Below are 17,002 nucleotides of genomic sequence, written 5' to 3'. Positions count from 1 at the left end.
GATAAGGAAAGATAATGGCAATTGGAATGAGTGAACTCAAAAAAGGATTGAAAATTGAAATTGATGGGATTCCTTATAGAATCACAGAATATCAACATGTAAAACCTGGAAAGGGTGCCGCTTTTGTGAGAGCAAAAATTAAATCATTTTTAGATGGAAAGGTGATTGAAAAGACTTTTCACGCTGGAGATAAGTGTGATGAACCCAATCTACAAGAAAAAAGTATGCAATATCTCTATCATGATGGAGAGAATTTTCAATTTATGGATACAACAACTTATGAGCAAATTGCACTTACCGATGATCAGGTGGGTGAGGTTGCAAAATGGATGATTGATGGGATGAGCGTGCAAATTCTTTTCCATAATCACAAAGCAATTTCTGTAGATGTTCCTCAAGTTGTTGAGCTTAAAATTATTGAAACTGCTCCTAATTTCAAAGGAGACACTTCAAGCGGTGGAAAAAAACCTGCAACTCTTGAGAGCGGTGCAGTTGTTCAAATTCCTTTTCATGTACTTGAAGGAGAGGTCATTCGTGTTAATACAGAAACAGGTGAATATGTAGAAAAAGTAAAGTAATGTCAAAAGTTTTACTTCCCTTAGCTCAAGGTTTTGAAGAGATTGAGCTAGTTTGTATTGCTGATATTCTTCGTCGTGCCAAGATTGAGGTGACTTTAGCAAGTCTTACTTCTTCTCTTGAAATTAAAGGTGCACATCATATTGCTTTAAAAGCTGAGACTTCTCTTCAAGCACTTAGAGTTGATGATTTTGATGCAATCGTCATGCATGGTGGAATGGAGGGGGTAAATCATATGCTTTCCTCTCCACTTCTTTTGCATGTGATTAGTGAATTTGCCAACGCTCAAAAGATTATAGGAGCAATTTGTGCTGCTCCATTAGTACTTGATGAACTTAAATTGCTTAATCAAGATTTCTGTTGCTACCCAGGGTGTGAGAAAATGATGAAAAATACCCAAAATAAACGTCTTAATTTAGCTTTTAAGACTTCAGAAAATCTTGTTACAGGCACAGGTCCTGCATTTGCAATGCTTTTTGCAATTGAACTTGTAAAAAATCTTACAAATCATAATGTTGTACAAGAGCTAAAAAGAGAACTCTTACTTCCCTAGGCTTTAATATGTTCTAAAAACTCATTCCGAGTTTTGGGGTTTTCTTTAAATATCCCTCTCAGTGCACTTGTGAGTAAGGTAGAAGACTTTTTCTCAGCTCCTCGCATTGTCATACACAGATGTGTTGCCTCACATACAAGCATTGCTCCTTGGGGAGAGAGCTCCTGCATTAAAGATTCAATGATTTGAAATGTTAGATTTTCTTGTGTTTGTAATCTTCTTGCATACATTTCAATAAGTTTAGCAAAATCTCCAATTCCTGCAATCTTTTTTTTAGGAATATAACCGATACTCATCGTTCCAAAAAAGGGGAGTAGGTGATGTTCACACATAGAATAAAATTCAATATTTTTGATTACAATCATTTCATTGTAGGGAATTTCACAAAAAGTCGTATGAAAGACTTCTTGAGCAGATTTCTTGTATCCAGAAAAAAGTTCAAGATGAGATTGTTCAAGACGTTTTGGAGTTTTAAGTAACCCTTCACGATGGGGATTTTCTCCAATCTTTTTGCAGAGGTTTTCAAAGAACTCTTTATACACTGTTTTCTCCTTTAATTTCTCTATTAGCTAGAGTTTCTAGTAAGATTGTGGCATAAGAGCCTTTAGGAAGATAAAAGTTTAATTCTAGATGAGCTTTTTCTTCAATATAGCGATATTCTAAATCTTCAGGAAAGACCCAGCAGAATCGATGAGAGCCAATTTCATAAATTGCAGGATCCAAAAAGGCCTCTTGATAAGTCAGTGCATCACTTAAAGGAAGAGTGATTTTTTTACCCGAGAGAATCCCACAAGGAACAATATTTTTTTGTACAAATCTCTGCGCTTCACTGTCAAGATCTTGTGTAAAAAAGAGTTTTCCATGAGGATAATGATGCATTAAATCTCCTTCAAGAATCTTAAATGGGTGTTCTTGAGGTTTGGGTATTGTATTAAGTGGAGGAAGAGATTGAAGTTTTAATGCTATTTCTAGCTCTTTTCCTTTAAAATCACAAAGAAGTTTGCTAAGTTTAATTCTCTGAGATAACCAAAGATTAAAAAGATGACTTTGGTAGCTTGATATTAAGAAGAGTGCAAGTTTTTTATTGCGTATTTTTTTCTTTTTTTCTACCAAAGTCTTGCCTTCAAGATAGTTGTCTCCAAATTTTCCAAATCTTTGAAAACCAAAATAATTAGGTATTCCATATTTTTTAATATTCTCTAAGACTTGAGAGATTTTTTGCAAATCTTTTTTTTGTACTTTTTTTAGACGAATAAAGAATTTATTTCCCTTAAGATGCCCAATACGTAGCTTATTACTATGTAAAGATGTGGAAAGAATCTTAATATTTTGTGTATCAAGATATTTAAGCTTATTTTGTGCAGATTTTGGAATTGTAAGATATTGAGTGGTGAGGGCATTTTTATCTTTTAATCCTGCATAACCAATTTCTCTACTCTGAATACATAGGGTTGAACTTAAAATCTTCAGAAGTTCGGGAGTGGAGAGTGATTTTTTTCTCACTTCAATGATCAAATGTTCCCCCTCTCCACTACTTGGATAAAGAGGAATTTCTTGTACAACAAAGTCTCTTGGGGTTTGTGTAAATAAAAAATCAATAGGAGAGTGGGAATAGGGATAAATTTTCACCTCAAACCTTTAATCGTGGATTTTTTTAATTATATCAAAGAGGTAGGAAAATTATTGATTTGTCGTTATCATTGCATTTCCATTTTGTGGAAAAAAGTTAAAAATAAGGAGAATTAATTAAATGTTTCAGCTCAGATCATTGCCATTTACTCAAGAAAGCATTGTAGAGTTTATTAGTGAAAAAACTTTGGAATATCATTACGGTAAGCATCATCAAACTTATATCAACAACCTTAATAATCTAATTAAAGATAATGAGTTTGAAAATATGCATTTATTGGATATTATCCTTAAAAGCAGTGGAGGGGTATTTAATAATGCTGCACAAATTTTTAATCATGATTTTTATTGGGATAGCATCGCACCAAAGGGGAGTGTAATGAGTTCTGATCTTAAAAGTGCAATTGAAGCAGGTTTTGGAAGTGTGGAAAAATTCCAAGAAGAGCTTATCTCAAAGGCTACAACGCTTTTTGGTTCAGGTTGGTGTTGGCTTGTGCTTACTAATGACAAGCTTGAAATTATCCAAACAAGTAATGCACAAGTTCCAATGACTGAGGGTAAAATCCCATTATTAACAATAGATGTTTGGGAACATGCTTATTATATTGATTATAAAAATGCTCGACCCAATTATTTAGGAAAATTTTGGGAATTTATTAATTGGGATTTTGCTTCAAAAATGTATGAAGAGGCAAAAACAAATGGAATGAATGCAATCAAAAATTATATCTCTAATCTTTATGCTTAAATTTTATGCAGTCTTTTTGACTGCATAAATTCTTTTATTCCCTTCTTTCTCTTTAAAAAAGTTTTACAATATTATTCAAAAACACAAGAGGATAGAATGATTAAATTTCTGGATTTGCAAACACAATACACAAGCATTAAATCTCAAATTGATCAAGCAGTTATAGAAGTTTTAGAAAATGGAGCATTTGTGGGTGGAAAATTTGTTGAGAGATTTCAAGATGCCTTTGCAAAAGAAATAGGTGTAAAATATGCCCTAGGAGTAGCAAATGGGACAGATGCTATTGAGCTTGCACTTAGAGCATTAAATCTACCTTATGGGAGTGAGGTGATTTTACCAGCCAATACTTTCTTTGGTTCACTTGAGGGGATTGTTAATGCTGGGCTTAAACCTGTCATGGTGGATTGTAAAGAAGACTATTGCATTGATCCTTCAAAAATTTCTCAAGTTCTCACCTCTAAAACCTCAGCAATTTTGGTTGTTCATTTATATGGAAAAGCAAGTGATATGGAAGAGATTTTAAATATTGCCCATAAGCATTCCTTGCGTGTGATTGAGGATTGTGCTCAGAGTTTTGGTGCGGAGATTGAGGTATTTGGAGAGAAAAAAAGAGTGGGAAGTATTGGAGATGTGGGATGTTTTAGCTTCTATCCTGGAAAAAATCTTGGAGCTTATGGAGATGGAGGGGCAGTTAGCACAAACTCAAAAGAAGTATATGAAAAATGTCTCTCACTAGCAAATCATGGAAGGGGTGAAGAAAAATATCGTCATCGCTATATTGGAAGGAACTCAAGACTTGATGGAATTCAAAGTGCAATTTTAAGCGTTAAACTTCAATACATTCATCAATGGAACTCACATAGAATCCAAGTGGCAAAATGGTATGAAGAATTTCTTTGTCATTGTGATTTGATTCTTCCCCCAAGCCCCAAAGATAGGCAAAATGTCTATCATCTCTATGTTATTAGAGTAGCTAAAGATAGGGATAAAATCTTAAGAGGATTGCAGAGTTTGGGGATTGAAGTAGGGATTCATTACCCCATTGCACTTCCATTCCTTGAGGCTTGTGAAGATAAAATAGCTCAAAATAATTGTCCTAAGGCAGTGCAATATGCAAAAGAAATACTCTCTTTACCAATGGGTGAGCATTTAAGCAGGGAAGAAGTTAAAGAGGTGAGTGAAAAATTAATTTCTCTTCTTAATTAAAATCTCCTTCTTGAAGTGGTGTAGCAAAAGGGAGATCTCTTAGAGCTTTTTTTCCAAGAATGTCTTTATAGAACTTAGGGTGAAGTCCACAATTTGGACGTTTAATTGTTAGATTTTTTTCTGTAAAAATCTCTCCTTTTTTAATATCTTTTGAGGTAAAAATACTTCTTGAAAATTTTCTTTTGCTATCATCAATGCTGTTTTGGTAGTTTTCATCCCCTAAGGCAATAGAGGCATTTCTTACATATTTAATCATTTCTGCAAATTCAACAACATCAAGACTAAAGGCACTGTCCACACCACCTAGACTTTTTTCAAGAATAAAGTGCTTCTCAATCATGCTTGCCCCTAAACTTGTTGCAATGATTGGGGCTAAAAAGCCTTGTGTATGATCGCTCAGTCCAACCTTAACATTCCATTTTTTCTTAAATTTTTTCATTGCAGCTAAATGGGATTGGTGAAGTGGAGTAGGATAAGAGGAGGTGCATTTCAGTAGAGTGATATCTTCATTTCCTACACTTCTACATACTTCAATAGCTTGTGTGATTTCTTCATCAGTTGCTATTCCACTCGAGAGTACAATAGGCTTCTGTGTTGAAGCAATACTTTTAATCAAATCCAAATAAGTAAGTTCAAAGCTTGCAACTTTATACATTGGGCAAGAGAGACTTTCTAAAAGTTCTAACCCTTCTTGACTAAAAGGAGTGCTAAAGAGAACGATTCCAATCTTTTTGGCATAAGAAAATAATTCTTTATGCCACTCAAAAGGAGTGCAAGCTTTAGAGTAGAGGGAGTAAAGATTTTCTCCATCCCATAATCCCCCTTTGATTAAGAATTCCTCTTTATTACTATTGAGTGTTAGGCAAGAGGGGGTATAGGTTTGGATTTTTACTGCGTCTGCTCCAATATCTTTGGCGGCTTTGATACTTTTGAATGCAATATCTAGATCTTGATTGTGATTAGCACTAAGCTCTGCAACAATAAAAGGAATCATAATCTCTTCTCCATCATTAAAGAGTTTTCTTTTTCTTTTTGAGTGAGAAAGCCAAGTTTACTATAAAGGTAAATTGCCTTTGCATTTGTTTTTAAAACTTCCACTTCTATGGTTCTTACATTAAGTTTTTTAGCACTTTGAAATAATAAGTGCAAAATTTTTTCTCCTATATGTTTATATCGTATATTTTTATAAATTCCTAAAGTTGCTTTTAAATCTGGCTTTAGGCTTAAAGATCCCACGGCAATAATTTCTCCTTTTTTCTCTTCATTTTCAAAAAATGCCCAAAAAAAATCACAAAAATGCAATGAAGAAATAAAGGCAAAATGCTCTTTTGCGCTGATGATACAGGGATTTAAGGAGTTTTCTCTCACTTCTTTTTGATTTCTCAAAGATAAGACTTCAAGCTTTTGTTTATGTGTAAGCAAAGAGAAATGCAATGCATTTTTTGCAGAAATGAGTGGAAGGAGAGTTTTATAAAGCCAAGGTTTAAGACGATTCCCCAAGCTTAAAGGCTTTGCAGGAGGCAGGGTATCTAGGATTTTTAGTGCATAGGAGAGTTTGCAAGAAAGATTTGAGAGTGAAAAAAAAGTAAAAATTGAAGGAAGGGGAGGGGTGTGCAAGAGTTGAGTGCGTTGATTATTTGCAATACATAAGGCAATGATTTTTTTTCCACGACTAAGAGCTTCATTCATTCCTCCACCCCCTGCGCAAATTACAATTTCACTGCTGTCAATTAAATCACAAATTTCTTGGGCACATAAAGCATGATAGGTTTTGTAATGAGAATGCTTAAAATAGGGATTAATGATATGAACCTCTGTGTGCAGAGTGGAGAGAATATGAGAAATTAGGGAAGTTTGTTGACTTCCTCCAAGATGAATAAGCACCTTTCCTTTTTGAGTTTGCTTTCTTTTTGGACCTAAAAAAACAGGATGAAGAATAACATACTCACTTCCTCCATAGCTTTTTGCAAATGTTTTTGCACCTAAAGTGGGGCGAAGGATGAGGGCATTTTTAGGATAAGAAAGACGATGAAAATCATCAAGACAAATTAAAATCTCACACTTTATACTCTCATAAAAGCTCAGCGGTGCAATATAGCTATCAATAATGACAATATCAGAAACTAGAGGAGTAAAACAAGAATGAAAAGTGACTTTAAATTCTAGACTTGGAAAAACTTCTTGTAAATGTAAAAGGAGATTCTCACATCTCCTTAAATGCCCTAATCCATATTTTTCACCACTTTCACAAAAAATATCAATCCTCATAGAGTGCCTTGTATTTAAGCTCTGCAAGTTTGAAATCCTCTAGTGTATCAATATCTTGCACACAAAGTGAGGGGAGAATATAGGGAATACTTTTTTGGGAGAAAATAGGTTTTTTTTCTAAAAAACTTTCAGCCAAACCGATGTAAAACTGCCCTGCATCGTGATAAATTTCTAAAAGATCTTGAGAGCGTGTATTTTGATATTCTGGATAGAGCATTTCTAGTTTGTTATTTTGATAAGAAAATCCTCTAAAAGGAGTGAAGTCAAATCGTGTTGCAGAAAAGACATATGAGGCATGTTGATTAAAACTTTCGAGTGCTTTTTGAAGTGTTTGAGTGCTTAGAAGTGGAGCTGTGGGATAGAGTGTGAGGATAAGGGAATCTTTTGAAATTTTTGTGCGCAAAAGTGCATCTTTAATGACATCAAGTGTGGGGGTAAAATCATCGCTTAAAGACTTCTCCCTTTTAAAAGGCACGCTTGCTCCCCATTCTTGTGCTACTTTAGCAATTTCTTTACTGTCAGTGCTTACAATCACTTCAGCTCCAATACTTTGAGCACATAAGATAGAATAGGCAATGAGTGGTTTTCCTAAAAAGGGTTTGATATTTTTTTGAGGAATTCGTTTGCTCCCCCCACGAGCGGGGATAATACAATAGAGTTTAGAATGGGTAGTCATCTTCAATTTGGGCAGTTGTGGGTTTTCTTCTTGTAGTATCGCTGATTGCACCTACACTTTTATACTCAATGCGAGCATCAGCAATATGTTTGGAGTTAATTGTGTTGTCTCTTGAAATATCATAGGGACGAATCACGCCGCTAACTCTCATAATTTGTTTTTCTCCATCAACAAGAATTTCCTTATTGCCATAGATAAAATAGTTTCCATTTTCAAGCACTTTAATTACTCTTGCTGTGAGAGTAAGTGTTGTGCTTTGACTTCGGCTTTGATTCCCACCACCTTGGAAATTTGAAGTATTATTACTTTTTTGAAGATTATAGTTGGCTTGATTATTAAGGTATTCAGTTGCCTTTTTTTGTTCTTCATCACTCCCATTATAAGACAATAATGGAGGTGTAACATTTCCACCAGAACTTCCATTATAGGTTTTGTTTGCATTAAAGGAAGCATTGGCATTTTCTTGAATAATTACAGTAATTAAATCATCAGGTTTCATTGCTCTGCGATCCGCAAAAAGTGGGCGATCCCCTTGTCCAAAGAGACTTCCAGCTTTATTGAACTCAGGAATAAATTCTTTTTGGGGCATTTCTTCTACATAATTTGGGGGATTAAAGTCAATTTGTGGTTCATTTTCTGCTTTAAGATGTATGAGTGGCAGAAATAATAGTATAAAATAAACTTTTCTCACAGCTTTGATTCCTTTCAAAAATATTCTTGAAGGAGCATTAGCAAGTTTTATTCCATAAGGAGAAAGAATGAGCGCAATCAAGGAAAAAATGGCACAAGACTTAAAAGAAGCGATGAAGAGTGGGGATACCTTCAAGCGTGATACGTTAAGATTACTCAATTCTGCACTTAAACAAGTGGAAGTAGACAAGCGCATTATTTTGAGTGATGATGATGTCATTTCTATTTTAAAAAGTGCATATAAACAAAGGGAAGATGCGCTACAGAGTTATGTTCAAGCAAAGAGAGATGATTTGGCACAAAAAGAGAAGGGAGAAATGGATATAATCCTCTCATATCTTCCAAAACAGCTCAGTGATGAAGAGCTTAGAGAGGCTGTAAAATCTTTAATCATAGAGATTGGGGCTGAAGGAGTTAAAGATCTTGGTAAAGTGATGGGAGCTGCAAAAAAACTTTCTGCAGTAGCAGATGGAAGAAGAATCAGTACAATGGCAAGGGATCTTTTGTCATAAGTTGTCTTCTGTAATTAAGAGACTTGAAAAGAAGAGAAGGGAGAAAAATGAAAAAGGTTTTTTCGTCAGTTTTAATGGGTAGTGTAGCGTTTGCAGGTGGATTCAAGATGAATGAACATAGCTTAAACTCCATTGCTTTAAGTTCTGCTTATGTCGCAGGAGCTTCTGGTGCAGACAGTGCATATTATAACCCTGCAAATATGGGAATGGGTAGGTTTTCTGATAAGCATGAGCTTGAAATTTCTACAACTTGGATTCATGTTCCAGCATTTGATTTTACAACAGATTTTACAAAAATTAAAAACCAAACAGGACGTGATCAGGGAACACAAGTTACATGCCAACCTGTCAAAGGGGCTGATGGTTGGTTTGGTTCAATTACGTGCTCTCTTGTTGGTGCTTTTGCTCCTCAAGTAGAAGCTGGCCCTACCTCAGCAAGAGGACATGCTAATGCAACAAATTTTGTCTATCCTGAGATTTTTTACAAAAGCCCTACATTTTGGGGTGGATTTAATATTGGTTTAGCCGTAACTGCACCATCAGGAATGACAATGGATTGGGATGGAGTAGGAGGAGAATTTTTAGATTCTAGCTTTATTGCAATGATTGAAGCCAATCCTAGTATATCTTTTAAAATTGGAGAGTGGTTTGGAGTAGGTGCTGGAGGAAGATTTGTTTATGGATTGGGAAAGTTTGCTAATACACTTAATGTCCCCTATGTTGCCACCATGATGCAAGGTCTTCCAGGGTCGCATGCCATAGTTACGACAAAGGGAACTTCTACTGTTGATCAAGTTTCTTCTACCAAGGGAAAGGGGTTTGGATACAATATTGCGCTTACGCTTAAACCTTTGGCATTTTGGACAGATTCCTTGATTATTTCCGCCACATATCGTTCTCCAGTCCATATTGATTTTAAGGGGAGATTAAGTGCAGTTGCAATCACGGGAAAAAGAGAAGACCCTATTGTCAAAGCCAATATGGATGCAGATTTACTCCTTTCAACTGATATTCCTCCAGTTTTGCAAATTGGTATAGCACAAAGACTTGGAAGTTTTTTGATTGAAGCTGTGTATGAGAGAAATTTTTGGAGCTATGGAGATAAATTTGAATTCCAATACCAAAACCAAAAATTTAGCAATATTGGTGGAAGTATGGCAAATCAAATGGGTTCAACCGATGAACAAAGAGCAAAATTTATGGAAAATATGATGAGTGGTGCAGATTATGATGCAGTAGCTATTGGAAGAGGGTGGAAAGATACAAGCTCTTATCGTGTGGGAGTAACTTATGATGTTACACAAAAGTTTAAAGCAATGGCGTCATTTGCCTATGATCAAACTCCAGTGCCAAAAGATGCATTCGGTATCCCTGATGCAGACGGTTATATGATGGGAGTAGGTGTGCGATATTCAATGTTTGAGGATACCTTAGATTTAGGTGCTGCATATTCAATGACATTTAAAGATAATCGTGAATCTTATATCCAATCTGATAGTGGGTTGGGAAAACTTCAACTTGTGAATGTCTCTATGGCCTGCCGATTCTAAGACTTTAAAAGGAGGTGGGAATTACGCTACAATATGGTTTTATAAATTAAAAATTTTAAGGAATCCTAATGTTTGAAACCATTATTGGTCTTGAAGTCCATGTTCAACTCAATACAAAAACGAAAATTTTCTGTTCTTGTGCGACTTCATTTGGTGAGTCGCCCAATACCAATGTTTGTCCAACTTGCTTAGGATTACCTGGCGCTCTTCCTGTACTTAATCGTGAGGCAGTGAAGAAGGCCATTACATTTGCTACAGCAATTAAGGCTCAGATTAATCAAAATTCTGTTTTTGCTCGCAAGAATTATTTTTATCCAGACTTACCTAAAGCCTATCAAATCAGCCAATTTGAAATTCCAATTGTAGGAAAAGGGAGCATTGAGATTACTTTAGAGAATGGAGAGAAGAAAAGCATTGGCGTAACTCGTGCACATCTTGAAGAAGATGCGGGAAAAAATATTCATGAAGATAGCCTTTCAAAAGTTGATCTTAATCGTGCTTGTACACCTTTGCTCGAAATTGTGAGTGAGCCAGATATGAGAAATGCAGATGAGGCCGTAGCATATCTTAAAAAACTTCACTCTATTGTGCGTTTTATTGGAATTTCAGATGCAAATATGCAAGAGGGAAGCTTTCGCTGTGATGCAAATGTTTCTATTCGTCCTAAAGGTGAGAGCAAACTTTATACAAGAGTAGAGATCAAAAATCTCAATAGCTTTAAGTTTATTGCAAAGGCAATTGAATATGAGGTAGAGCGACAGATTGAGGCATGGCAAGATGGTGTATATGAGCAAGAAGTTGTGCAAGAGACTAGACTTTTTGATACCACAAAAGGAATAACTCGTTCTATGAGAGGCAAAGAAGAAGCGGCAGATTACCGCTACTTTCCAGATCCTGATTTGTTGCCTGTATTTATTGATGAAGACCTGATGAGAGAGGGTAGAGAGGTGCCTGAGCTTCCTGATGAGAAAAAGGTTAGATATATGAATGAATATGGGATTAAAGAGAGTGATGCAGAAGTGCTTGTAGCCTCACTTGAGCTTTGCAGTTATTTTGAGGAAATGTTAAGCTATCAAATCACTCCAAAAAGTGCACTTACTTGGTTAAATACTGAGCTTTTAGGAAGACTTAAGGGTGAGAATACTTTGCAAACTTGCGGAATTGAGAGTAAGCTTTTAGCAACCCTTGTTCAGAGAGTGCAAGAGGGTAAGATTAGTGGAAAAAGTGCAAAAGAAATTCTAGATGTGCTTGTAGAAAATAAGGGGGGAGATGTTGATGAACTCATTGTGAGTATGGGATTGGAGCAAGTTAATGATGATGGTGCAATTTTAAGTGTCATTGAGCAAGTATTGGGTGCTAATGCTGATAAGGTGGCGGAATATAAGAGTGGAAAAGATAAATTATTTGGTTTCTTTGTAGGGCAGGTGATGAAAAATGCTAAAGGTGCAAATCCAGCAAGGGTCAATGAGCTTCTTAAAGAAAAGCTTTAATCTTCCCCTCTCTCCTTCTTATTAAGTTCTTTGATTTCCTTTTCCCCCTCTTCATAGAGTTTTTTGCCTTTTTCTAGTACTTTATCCATTTTTTCTTTTAAATGTTGGTCATAAAACTCTTCACCCTTTTCAAGCCCTTCTTCTATATTGTTTTTAAGATATTTTTCATAGAATTCAATACTTTTTTCACTCCCTTGCTTGATGCCATCTTTTAAATACTGATCATAAAGCTCTTTACTTTCCCTTGAGGCCTTCTCATAAAATTCTTGACTTTGTCTTAAAGCTTTTTGATAAAGAGTTTGATCTTCTTGTTGTGCTTCTTGTAGACTTAAAGTCAGTAGGCTAAGTGTAATAATCTTTTTCATTTCCTTCCTTTTTGACTTTTTTTCTAAGGGCATTGTAGTAAAATCTGCTTTGTAATACTAAACCAAAAAGAGGTCAATAGTGAAAAAGATCATTAATAATTTTTTCGCTCCAATTCTAGATCAAAATCAAGACAAAATTGAACAATGCAAAAAAGCAACAATTCTTAAAAAGGGTGCAAGATATTTTGATTTTACTGCATCAGGACTTGCTTTTGCACCCATTCAAAAACGTCTTGCTTCTTTCTTGCCTTATTATGCAAACACTCATTCTGATACTTCAGAACATGCAACAATTACAACTGCGCTCTATAAGTATTCTAAAGAAGTCATTAAAGAGTGTTTAGGGTTAAGTGAAGAGTTTTCATTGCTTAATGTTGGAAGTGGTTCAACGGGAGCAATTAAGCTTTTTCAAGAGCTTTTAGGAATTTATATCCCTCCTAAAACTAAAGAGATTTTAGGAATAAGAGAGATGAAAAATCTTCCTTATGTATTTGTGGGGGCATATGAACATCACTCTAATGAAATTAGCTATCGTGAGGGTCTATGCCATTTGCAACGCATTTCACTCAATGCTAAAGGGCTGTTAAATATTGAGGAACTGCAAGAGAGTGTGCACAAAACTCAAGGAAAAATCATTGGCTCATTTAATGTAGCCTCCAATGTGACAGGCATTATTACTCCTTATGAAGAAATATCAAAAATTTTAAGAAATAAAGATGCAATTATTGCCTTTGATATGGCCTCAAGTTCACCTTATATGAATGTTCCAAGCACCTTATTTGATGCCTGTTTTCTTTCTCCTCATAAACTTTTAGGAGGAGTTGGGAGTTGTGGATTATTAGGAATTAAAACCCAATTAATTGATACTTCTCTTCCTCCAACATTTGGAGGTGGTGGAACTATTCGCAATGCTAATCGAACCACTCATGAATATCTTGAAAATATTGATTATCGTCAAGAAGCGGGTACACCAGGGATTATTCAGCTCCTTACGGCTGCACTTGCTTATCAGCTTAGAAATGAAATTGGATTGGATTTAATTCATCAAAGAGAAAAGGTGCTTGTTGAAGTCATGATGCATGAACTTAAAAGTATTCCCGCCCTTACTCTTTATGGCAATAGTGAAGTGGATCGTTTGGGTGTTTTTTCTTTTAATATTGGTGGTATCTCACCCTTTGATCTTGCTTTAGAGCTGAGTCAAAAATATGGGATTCAAACTCGTTCAGGGTGTTCTTGTGCAGGACCTTATGGATATGATTTATTTGGACTTGAGGACAGTGCGAGTGAAATGGGAATAAAACCAAGTTGGATTAGAGCAAGTGTGCATTACACTCATAGTATTGAGGATATTGAATATTTTATTTCCTCATTAAAAAAAGCTATTAAGAAGCTTCGTGTATAAGCCTATTTCGCTCCTTATCATTTGTTCTACTCTTGGATATTCTCTTGGTCTCACATCTATGGGAAATGTATCAACCTCTATGGGCGGTGTGGGGGTCGCATTAAGAAATTCTGCATGGGGACTTTATTATAATCCCGCCTTGCTTTCAAGTGACCCTAGAAGTAAATTCTCTTTTAGCGGAGGGTTTTACTTTGCTCGTACTAATCTTAATAAGATCTTAGAAATCACGTCAGATACACAAACTTCAGAAATTGAGCAAATTCTCTCAAATTTGCAAAATAGTAAGGCTAGACTTGAAACTCAGATGGGAGTGGTGGCACAAATTAGTGGATTTGTCAAAACAAATATGAGCACAGTAGAGGATGAATATGGTCGTGTTATAAGTGTAAGCAAAGAAGAGAAATCAAGTGCTTTTGGAATTGGTGCTTTTGCAAGCTCTGTTGTTGATATTTCTATCAGTAATGCAGGTGGGGTAAATTATCAAGCATCTAGTTTTGGAATTGCGCTCATGGAAGTGCCTATAGGATATGCTTATAAACTCATCACAGATTTTGGAGATTTTAATTTTGGGGTTGCGATGAAATACCTTAGGGTTGTTTTTGATCACAGTGCTTATAAGGGTAATGCTTATGGTGGTATTGATGTTCGTATGCCTAATTTTCTTTCCATGTCTCCTTTACAAAATTTTGGAATTGATTTGGGGTTTTTATACTCTTATAGTAATTTTCATATTGGACTCACTGCAAAAAATATTAATTGTCCAACATTTAAAAACAATAATGAAAAAATTCAGCTTGATGCTAGGCTTAGACTTGGAATGAGTTATGAGTTTGCACAACACTATGTTGTAGCAATGGATATGGATTTGTTACCCTACGATTCTTATTCTCTTGCTACACCAAAAAGCCAATATTTTGGTTTAGGCATTATGGGAGATTATACGAAGTTTGATTTTAGATTTGGACTTTCTATGGATATGTTGGGTAAAGATGGCTTAAAGATGAGTGCAGGATTAAATGCTTTTGGAATCTTGGATATTGTTGGTGAAATAGGAACAAATTTTGTAAAATTTAATGGAAGTAAACTTGTTGCGCCTACAAATTTTGGTTTCAAGATTGGCAGCACTTTTACTTTTTAAATCTTTCAAAATTAAGGAGAATTCATGAAAAAAGTTTTATTTTCTTTATTTATATTTGCAGGATTAGGCAATGCCCTAGAACCCATTAAAAGTCAATATGATTTTATGAAAACTTATGAAAATCTTAAAAGTTTTCTTATGGGTAAAAATACTCCAATTTTTGCAGAGTTTGATCATTATGCAAATGCTCAAGATGTAGGAATGAAACTCAATGCTACTAAGGTTATTGTCTTTGGAAATCCAAAAGTTGGAACATTTTTAATGCAAGAAAACCCTGCAATTTCTCTTGAACTTCCTCTTAAAGTTTCTGTTTATGAAGACAATAATCATAATGTTTATATAGTTTATACAGACATTAATGATCTTGCAAAAAAATACAAGATCAAAAATCAGCAAGTGGTAAAAAATATTAATCATTTTTTGCAAGAGATGATTAAATCTTGTATCTAGTCATCAATACTGGAGAATTTCAATCTTTACTCAATTGGGCTTTTTTCTCACATTCATTTAGCCAAATGAAAACTTCTACAAGTGCAGAATATAGATCACTTGAGACTTCTTCATCAATTTCAAATTTTAAAAGAGAATCTACTAAAACTTGATTTTGAAAAAGAGGGATTCCAAATTCTTTTGCTTTATAGATAATACTTTGCGCAATGGCTCCTTTTCCGCTAGCAACAACTTGTGGAGCATTGTGCAAAGCTTGATTATAGGCTAGGGCTACAGCTTTTTTCATTTTCAATATCCTAAGGTTAAGTGATCAAATTTCTCCCATCCTTCTTTGCTCATTTTTCCCATAAGCTTGGCAATACTTCGGACAATCATATCACTCTCAATATTGAGTCTTCTCCCTATTTCATAAGTATGAAAAAGCGTATGAGTGAGTGTATGGGGAATAAGAGTAAGAGTAAGGTAGGGGGCTTGAAAATCTGTAATTGTAAGACTGATACCATCAACACATATAGAGCCATCAAGCACCATAAGATGGTGAAGATGGGAGGGAAGTTTTATGATAAAGCATGTTTGAGAATTTTGTTTATAAATATGCGTGAGTGTGGCAATACCATCAATATGTCCTTGCACAATATGTCCATCTAAACGATCTGAAAATCTAAGTGCAGGCTCAAGATGAACTTTTCCTTTGAGATTCTCTATGGCAATTTTTTCTTGTGTATGAGAAGTAAGATTGAGTGTAAATCCACTTTTAAAAAGCTCAACAACTGTTAAACATGCCCCATTAATTGCAATACTATCTCCAATGTTTGGGCAATAAGAAGAGAAAATTTCTAAAGTGTTATTCTTAAAACTTTTTACTTCTGCAATTTCTCTAACCAAACCGCTAAACACGTAGCCTCCTGTATTAAAATAAAAGATTATATAATAAAAGCAAAAAATGGAGAAAACAATGATTGATACACATTGTCATCTTGATTGTGAGGCATTTTTTGATGATATTCATAGTGTGCTTAAGGATTCAAGAGAAAATCAAATTAGTGCTTTTATTATTCCTGGGGTAGATATTAAAGATCTTGCAAGAGCACAGAGTTTGGCACATACTTATGAAGATGTTTATTTTGCAAGTGGGGTGCATCCCTATCATCTTAGCACTTATGATCTTTGCTCTCTTAGGGCTGTGCTAAAGGATGAAAAATGTGTTGCAATTGGTGAATGTGGATTAGATTATTTTCGCTTAGAGGGGAGTGAAGAAGAAAAAAGAGCAATAAAAGCACTGCAAGAAAAGTGTTTTAGGGAGCAGATTGAGCTTTCACTTGAGGGAAATAAACCTTTAATTTTACATGTAAGAGAAGCAAGTGGTGATGTGGTAAAGATTTTAAGGGATTATCCACGAGCTAGAGGGGTATTTCATTGTTTTAATGCTGATGAAATTCTTTTAGAGTTTAAAGATCGCTTTTTTTATGGGATTGGAGGGGTATTAACCTTTAAAAATGCACGTCGATTGCTAGAAGTTTTGCCAAAAATCCCCCTGAATCGTTTGCTTTTAGAAACAGATTCTCCCTATCTTACTCCACACCCATATAGAGGAGAGAGAAATGAGCCCAAATATATTCCTCTCATTGTAGAAAAAATCTCTGAAGTTTTACAAATTGCTAAGGAGAAAATTTCAAAACAAAGTGATCAAAATGCAAGGGAACTTTTTAATTTATAGGGTAAAATCCACATTTTTATAAAAATCAAGGA

The 17,002-nt window shown here is 35.1% G+C and carries 20 protein-coding genes; 11 read left to right on the top strand and 9 right to left on the bottom strand.

Going from position 1 to position 17,002, the window contains the following annotated elements; all coding sequences use genetic code 11:
• Positions 1–14 precede the first annotated feature (14 nt).
• On the top strand, positions 15–578 hold the full coding sequence (efp, locus tag CQA62_RS03245; protein ID WP_104724262.1) for an elongation factor P: 564 nt from the start codon (positions 15–17) through the stop codon (positions 576–578).
• Positions 578–1,129, top strand: a complete 552-nt coding sequence (locus CQA62_RS03240) for a DJ-1 family glyoxalase III (protein ID WP_104724264.1) — start codon at positions 578–580, stop codon at positions 1,127–1,129. The genes efp and CQA62_RS03240 overlap by 1 nt, the downstream gene beginning before the upstream one ends.
• Here CQA62_RS03240 and folE read toward each other — a convergent pair.
• Positions 1,126–1,671, bottom strand: a complete 546-nt coding sequence (gene folE / locus CQA62_RS03235; RefSeq protein ID WP_104724266.1) for a GTP cyclohydrolase I FolE — start codon at positions 1,669–1,671, stop codon at positions 1,126–1,128. The genes CQA62_RS03240 and folE overlap by 4 nt on opposite strands.
• A complete protein-coding gene (gene truD, locus CQA62_RS03230) occupies positions 1,664–2,758 on the bottom strand; it encodes a tRNA pseudouridine(13) synthase TruD (protein WP_104724268.1) in 1,095 nt (364 codons plus the stop codon). The genes folE and truD overlap by 8 nt, the downstream gene beginning before the upstream one ends.
• 121 nt (positions 2,759–2,879) lie before the next feature.
• Here truD and CQA62_RS03225 point away from each other — a divergent pair, with 121 nt between their 5' ends.
• Together CQA62_RS03225 and CQA62_RS03220 are read left to right on the top strand one after the other, a co-directional pair.
• Positions 2,880–3,506: a superoxide dismutase gene (locus CQA62_RS03225; protein ID WP_104724270.1), complete on the top strand. Its 627-nt coding sequence runs from the start codon at positions 2,880–2,882 to the stop codon at positions 3,504–3,506.
• A gap of 96 nt (positions 3,507–3,602) precedes the next feature.
• Entirely contained in the window at positions 3,603–4,712 is a 1,110-nt protein-coding gene (locus tag CQA62_RS03220) for a DegT/DnrJ/EryC1/StrS family aminotransferase (RefSeq protein ID WP_104724272.1), read from the top strand.
• Here CQA62_RS03220 and pseI read toward each other — a convergent pair.
• Genes pseI through flgH form a run of 4 tightly spaced genes read right to left on the bottom strand, consistent with a single transcriptional unit; the run spans position 4,705 to position 8,347 of the window.
• The gene (pseI, locus tag CQA62_RS03215) at positions 4,705–5,706 is read right to left on the bottom strand and encodes a pseudaminic acid synthase (protein WP_104724274.1); all 1,002 of its coding nucleotides are present in this window, start codon (positions 5,704–5,706) and stop codon (positions 4,705–4,707) included. The genes CQA62_RS03220 and pseI overlap by 8 nt on opposite strands.
• A complete protein-coding gene (locus tag CQA62_RS03210; protein ID WP_104724276.1) occupies positions 5,703–6,980 on the bottom strand; it encodes a bifunctional UDP-2,4-diacetamido-2,4,6-trideoxy-beta-L-altropyranose hydrolase/GNAT family N-acetyltransferase in 1,278 nt (425 codons plus the stop codon). Before CQA62_RS03210 ends, pseI begins: the two co-directional genes overlap by 4 nt.
• Positions 6,970–7,656, bottom strand: a complete 687-nt coding sequence (gene pseF, locus CQA62_RS03205) for a pseudaminic acid cytidylyltransferase (RefSeq protein ID WP_104724278.1) — start codon at positions 7,654–7,656, stop codon at positions 6,970–6,972. The genes CQA62_RS03210 and pseF overlap by 11 nt, the downstream gene beginning before the upstream one ends.
• The gene (gene flgH / locus CQA62_RS03200) at positions 7,640–8,347 is read right to left on the bottom strand and encodes a flagellar basal body L-ring protein FlgH (protein ID WP_104724638.1); all 708 of its coding nucleotides are present in this window, start codon (positions 8,345–8,347) and stop codon (positions 7,640–7,642) included. Before flgH ends, pseF begins: the two co-directional genes overlap by 17 nt.
• A gap of 67 nt (positions 8,348–8,414) precedes the next feature.
• Here flgH and CQA62_RS03195 point away from each other — a divergent pair, with 67 nt between their 5' ends.
• The 3 genes from CQA62_RS03195 (at position 8,415) to gatB (ending at position 11,898) form a co-directional block, all read left to right on the top strand.
• A complete protein-coding gene (locus CQA62_RS03195; RefSeq protein WP_104724280.1) occupies positions 8,415–8,858 on the top strand; it encodes a GatB/YqeY domain-containing protein in 444 nt (147 codons plus the stop codon).
• A 47-nt stretch (positions 8,859–8,905) separates the two neighbouring features.
• On the top strand, positions 8,906–10,408 hold the full coding sequence (locus CQA62_RS03190) for an OmpP1/FadL family transporter (RefSeq protein ID WP_104724282.1): 1,503 nt from the start codon (positions 8,906–8,908) through the stop codon (positions 10,406–10,408).
• 68 nt (positions 10,409–10,476) lie between these two features.
• Entirely contained in the window at positions 10,477–11,898 is a 1,422-nt protein-coding gene (gatB, locus tag CQA62_RS03185; protein ID WP_197720405.1) for an Asp-tRNA(Asn)/Glu-tRNA(Gln) amidotransferase subunit GatB, read from the top strand.
• On the opposite strand, the gene CQA62_RS03180 is transcribed toward gatB, so the two are convergent.
• Positions 11,895–12,263 carry a hypothetical protein gene (locus CQA62_RS03180; RefSeq protein WP_104724286.1) on the bottom strand — a complete coding sequence of 123 codons (369 nt, stop codon included), beginning with the start codon at positions 12,261–12,263 and terminating at the stop codon, positions 11,895–11,897. The genes gatB and CQA62_RS03180 overlap by 4 nt on opposite strands.
• Before the next feature lie 79 nt (positions 12,264–12,342).
• Here CQA62_RS03180 and CQA62_RS03175 point away from each other — a divergent pair, with 79 nt between their 5' ends.
• From CQA62_RS03175 to CQA62_RS03165, 3 genes are read left to right on the top strand one after another with little or no spacing between them, the layout of a single operon-like run.
• Complete coding sequence (locus CQA62_RS03175; RefSeq protein ID WP_104724288.1) at positions 12,343–13,665, top strand: aminotransferase class V-fold PLP-dependent enzyme; 1,323 nt, start codon at positions 12,343–12,345, stop codon at positions 13,663–13,665.
• Complete coding sequence (traF, locus tag CQA62_RS03170) at positions 13,658–14,803, top strand: conjugal transfer protein TraF (protein WP_115585109.1); 1,146 nt, start codon at positions 13,658–13,660, stop codon at positions 14,801–14,803. Before CQA62_RS03175 ends, traF begins: the two co-directional genes overlap by 8 nt.
• A 24-nt stretch (positions 14,804–14,827) precedes the next feature.
• Positions 14,828–15,253 (top strand): DUF302 domain-containing protein, encoded by a 426-nt coding sequence (locus tag CQA62_RS03165; protein WP_104724290.1) that lies wholly within the window; start codon positions 14,828–14,830, stop codon positions 15,251–15,253.
• Between the two features lie 19 nt (positions 15,254–15,272).
• Here the strand turns inward: CQA62_RS03165 and CQA62_RS03160 are convergent, their stop codons facing one another.
• Together CQA62_RS03160 and ribE are read right to left on the bottom strand one after the other, a co-directional pair.
• Positions 15,273–15,539: an EscU/YscU/HrcU family type III secretion system export apparatus switch protein gene (locus CQA62_RS03160; protein WP_104724292.1), complete on the bottom strand. Its 267-nt coding sequence runs from the start codon at positions 15,537–15,539 to the stop codon at positions 15,273–15,275.
• 2 nt (positions 15,540–15,541) lie between these two features.
• The gene (ribE, locus tag CQA62_RS03155; RefSeq protein ID WP_104724294.1) at positions 15,542–16,150 is read right to left on the bottom strand and encodes a riboflavin synthase; all 609 of its coding nucleotides are present in this window, start codon (positions 16,148–16,150) and stop codon (positions 15,542–15,544) included.
• 58 nt (positions 16,151–16,208) lie between these two features.
• Here ribE and CQA62_RS03150 point away from each other — a divergent pair, with 58 nt between their 5' ends.
• Complete coding sequence (locus tag CQA62_RS03150; protein WP_104724296.1) at positions 16,209–16,970, top strand: TatD family hydrolase; 762 nt, start codon at positions 16,209–16,211, stop codon at positions 16,968–16,970.
• The last annotated feature ends 32 nt before the right edge of the window (positions 16,971–17,002 follow it).

Origin of the sequence: Helicobacter cholecystus, assembly GCF_003364215.1 — a bacterium.
GTDB lineage: Bacteria > Campylobacterota > Campylobacteria > Campylobacterales > Helicobacteraceae > Helicobacter_G > Helicobacter_G cholecystus.
Note: the sequence above shows the minus strand (reverse complement) of the source record. Positions and strands in the feature narration are given on the sequence as shown.

What these genes read in the sequence shown, in the direction of transcription:
- CQA62_RS03190 (WP_104724282.1), top strand. Translation starts at nt 8,906, where the DNA reads ATGAAAAAGGTTTTTTCGTCAGTTTTAATGGGTAGTGTAGCGTTTGCA.
- CQA62_RS03195 (WP_104724280.1), top strand. Translation starts at nt 8,415, where the DNA reads ATGAGCGCAATCAAGGAAAAAATGGCACAAGACTTAAAAGAAGCGATG.
- CQA62_RS03240 (WP_104724264.1), top strand. Translation starts at nt 578, where the DNA reads ATGTCAAAAGTTTTACTTCCCTTAGCTCAAGGTTTTGAAGAGATTGAG.
- CQA62_RS03225 (WP_104724270.1), top strand. Translation starts at nt 2,880, where the DNA reads ATGTTTCAGCTCAGATCATTGCCATTTACTCAAGAAAGCATTGTAGAG.
- pseI (WP_104724274.1), bottom strand. Translation starts at nt 5,706, where the DNA reads ATGATTCCTTTTATTGTTGCAGAGCTTAGTGCTAATCACAATCAAGAT.
- CQA62_RS03180 (WP_104724286.1), bottom strand. Translation starts at nt 12,263, where the DNA reads ATGAAAAAGATTATTACACTTAGCCTACTGACTTTAAGTCTACAAGAA.
- CQA62_RS03150 (WP_104724296.1), top strand. Translation starts at nt 16,209, where the DNA reads ATGATTGATACACATTGTCATCTTGATTGTGAGGCATTTTTTGATGAT.
- CQA62_RS03160 (WP_104724292.1), bottom strand. Translation starts at nt 15,539, where the DNA reads ATGAAAAAAGCTGTAGCCCTAGCCTATAATCAAGCTTTGCACAATGCT.
- efp (WP_104724262.1), top strand. Translation starts at nt 15, where the DNA reads ATGGCAATTGGAATGAGTGAACTCAAAAAAGGATTGAAAATTGAAATT.
- CQA62_RS03165 (WP_104724290.1), top strand. Translation starts at nt 14,828, where the DNA reads ATGAAAAAAGTTTTATTTTCTTTATTTATATTTGCAGGATTAGGCAAT.
- pseF (WP_104724278.1), bottom strand. Translation starts at nt 7,656, where the DNA reads ATGACTACCCATTCTAAACTCTATTGTATTATCCCCGCTCGTGGGGGG.
- gatB (WP_197720405.1), top strand. Translation starts at nt 10,477, where the DNA reads ATGTTTGAAACCATTATTGGTCTTGAAGTCCATGTTCAACTCAATACA.
- CQA62_RS03220 (WP_104724272.1), top strand. Translation starts at nt 3,603, where the DNA reads ATGATTAAATTTCTGGATTTGCAAACACAATACACAAGCATTAAATCT.
- CQA62_RS03210 (WP_104724276.1), bottom strand. Translation starts at nt 6,980, where the DNA reads ATGAGGATTGATATTTTTTGTGAAAGTGGTGAAAAATATGGATTAGGG.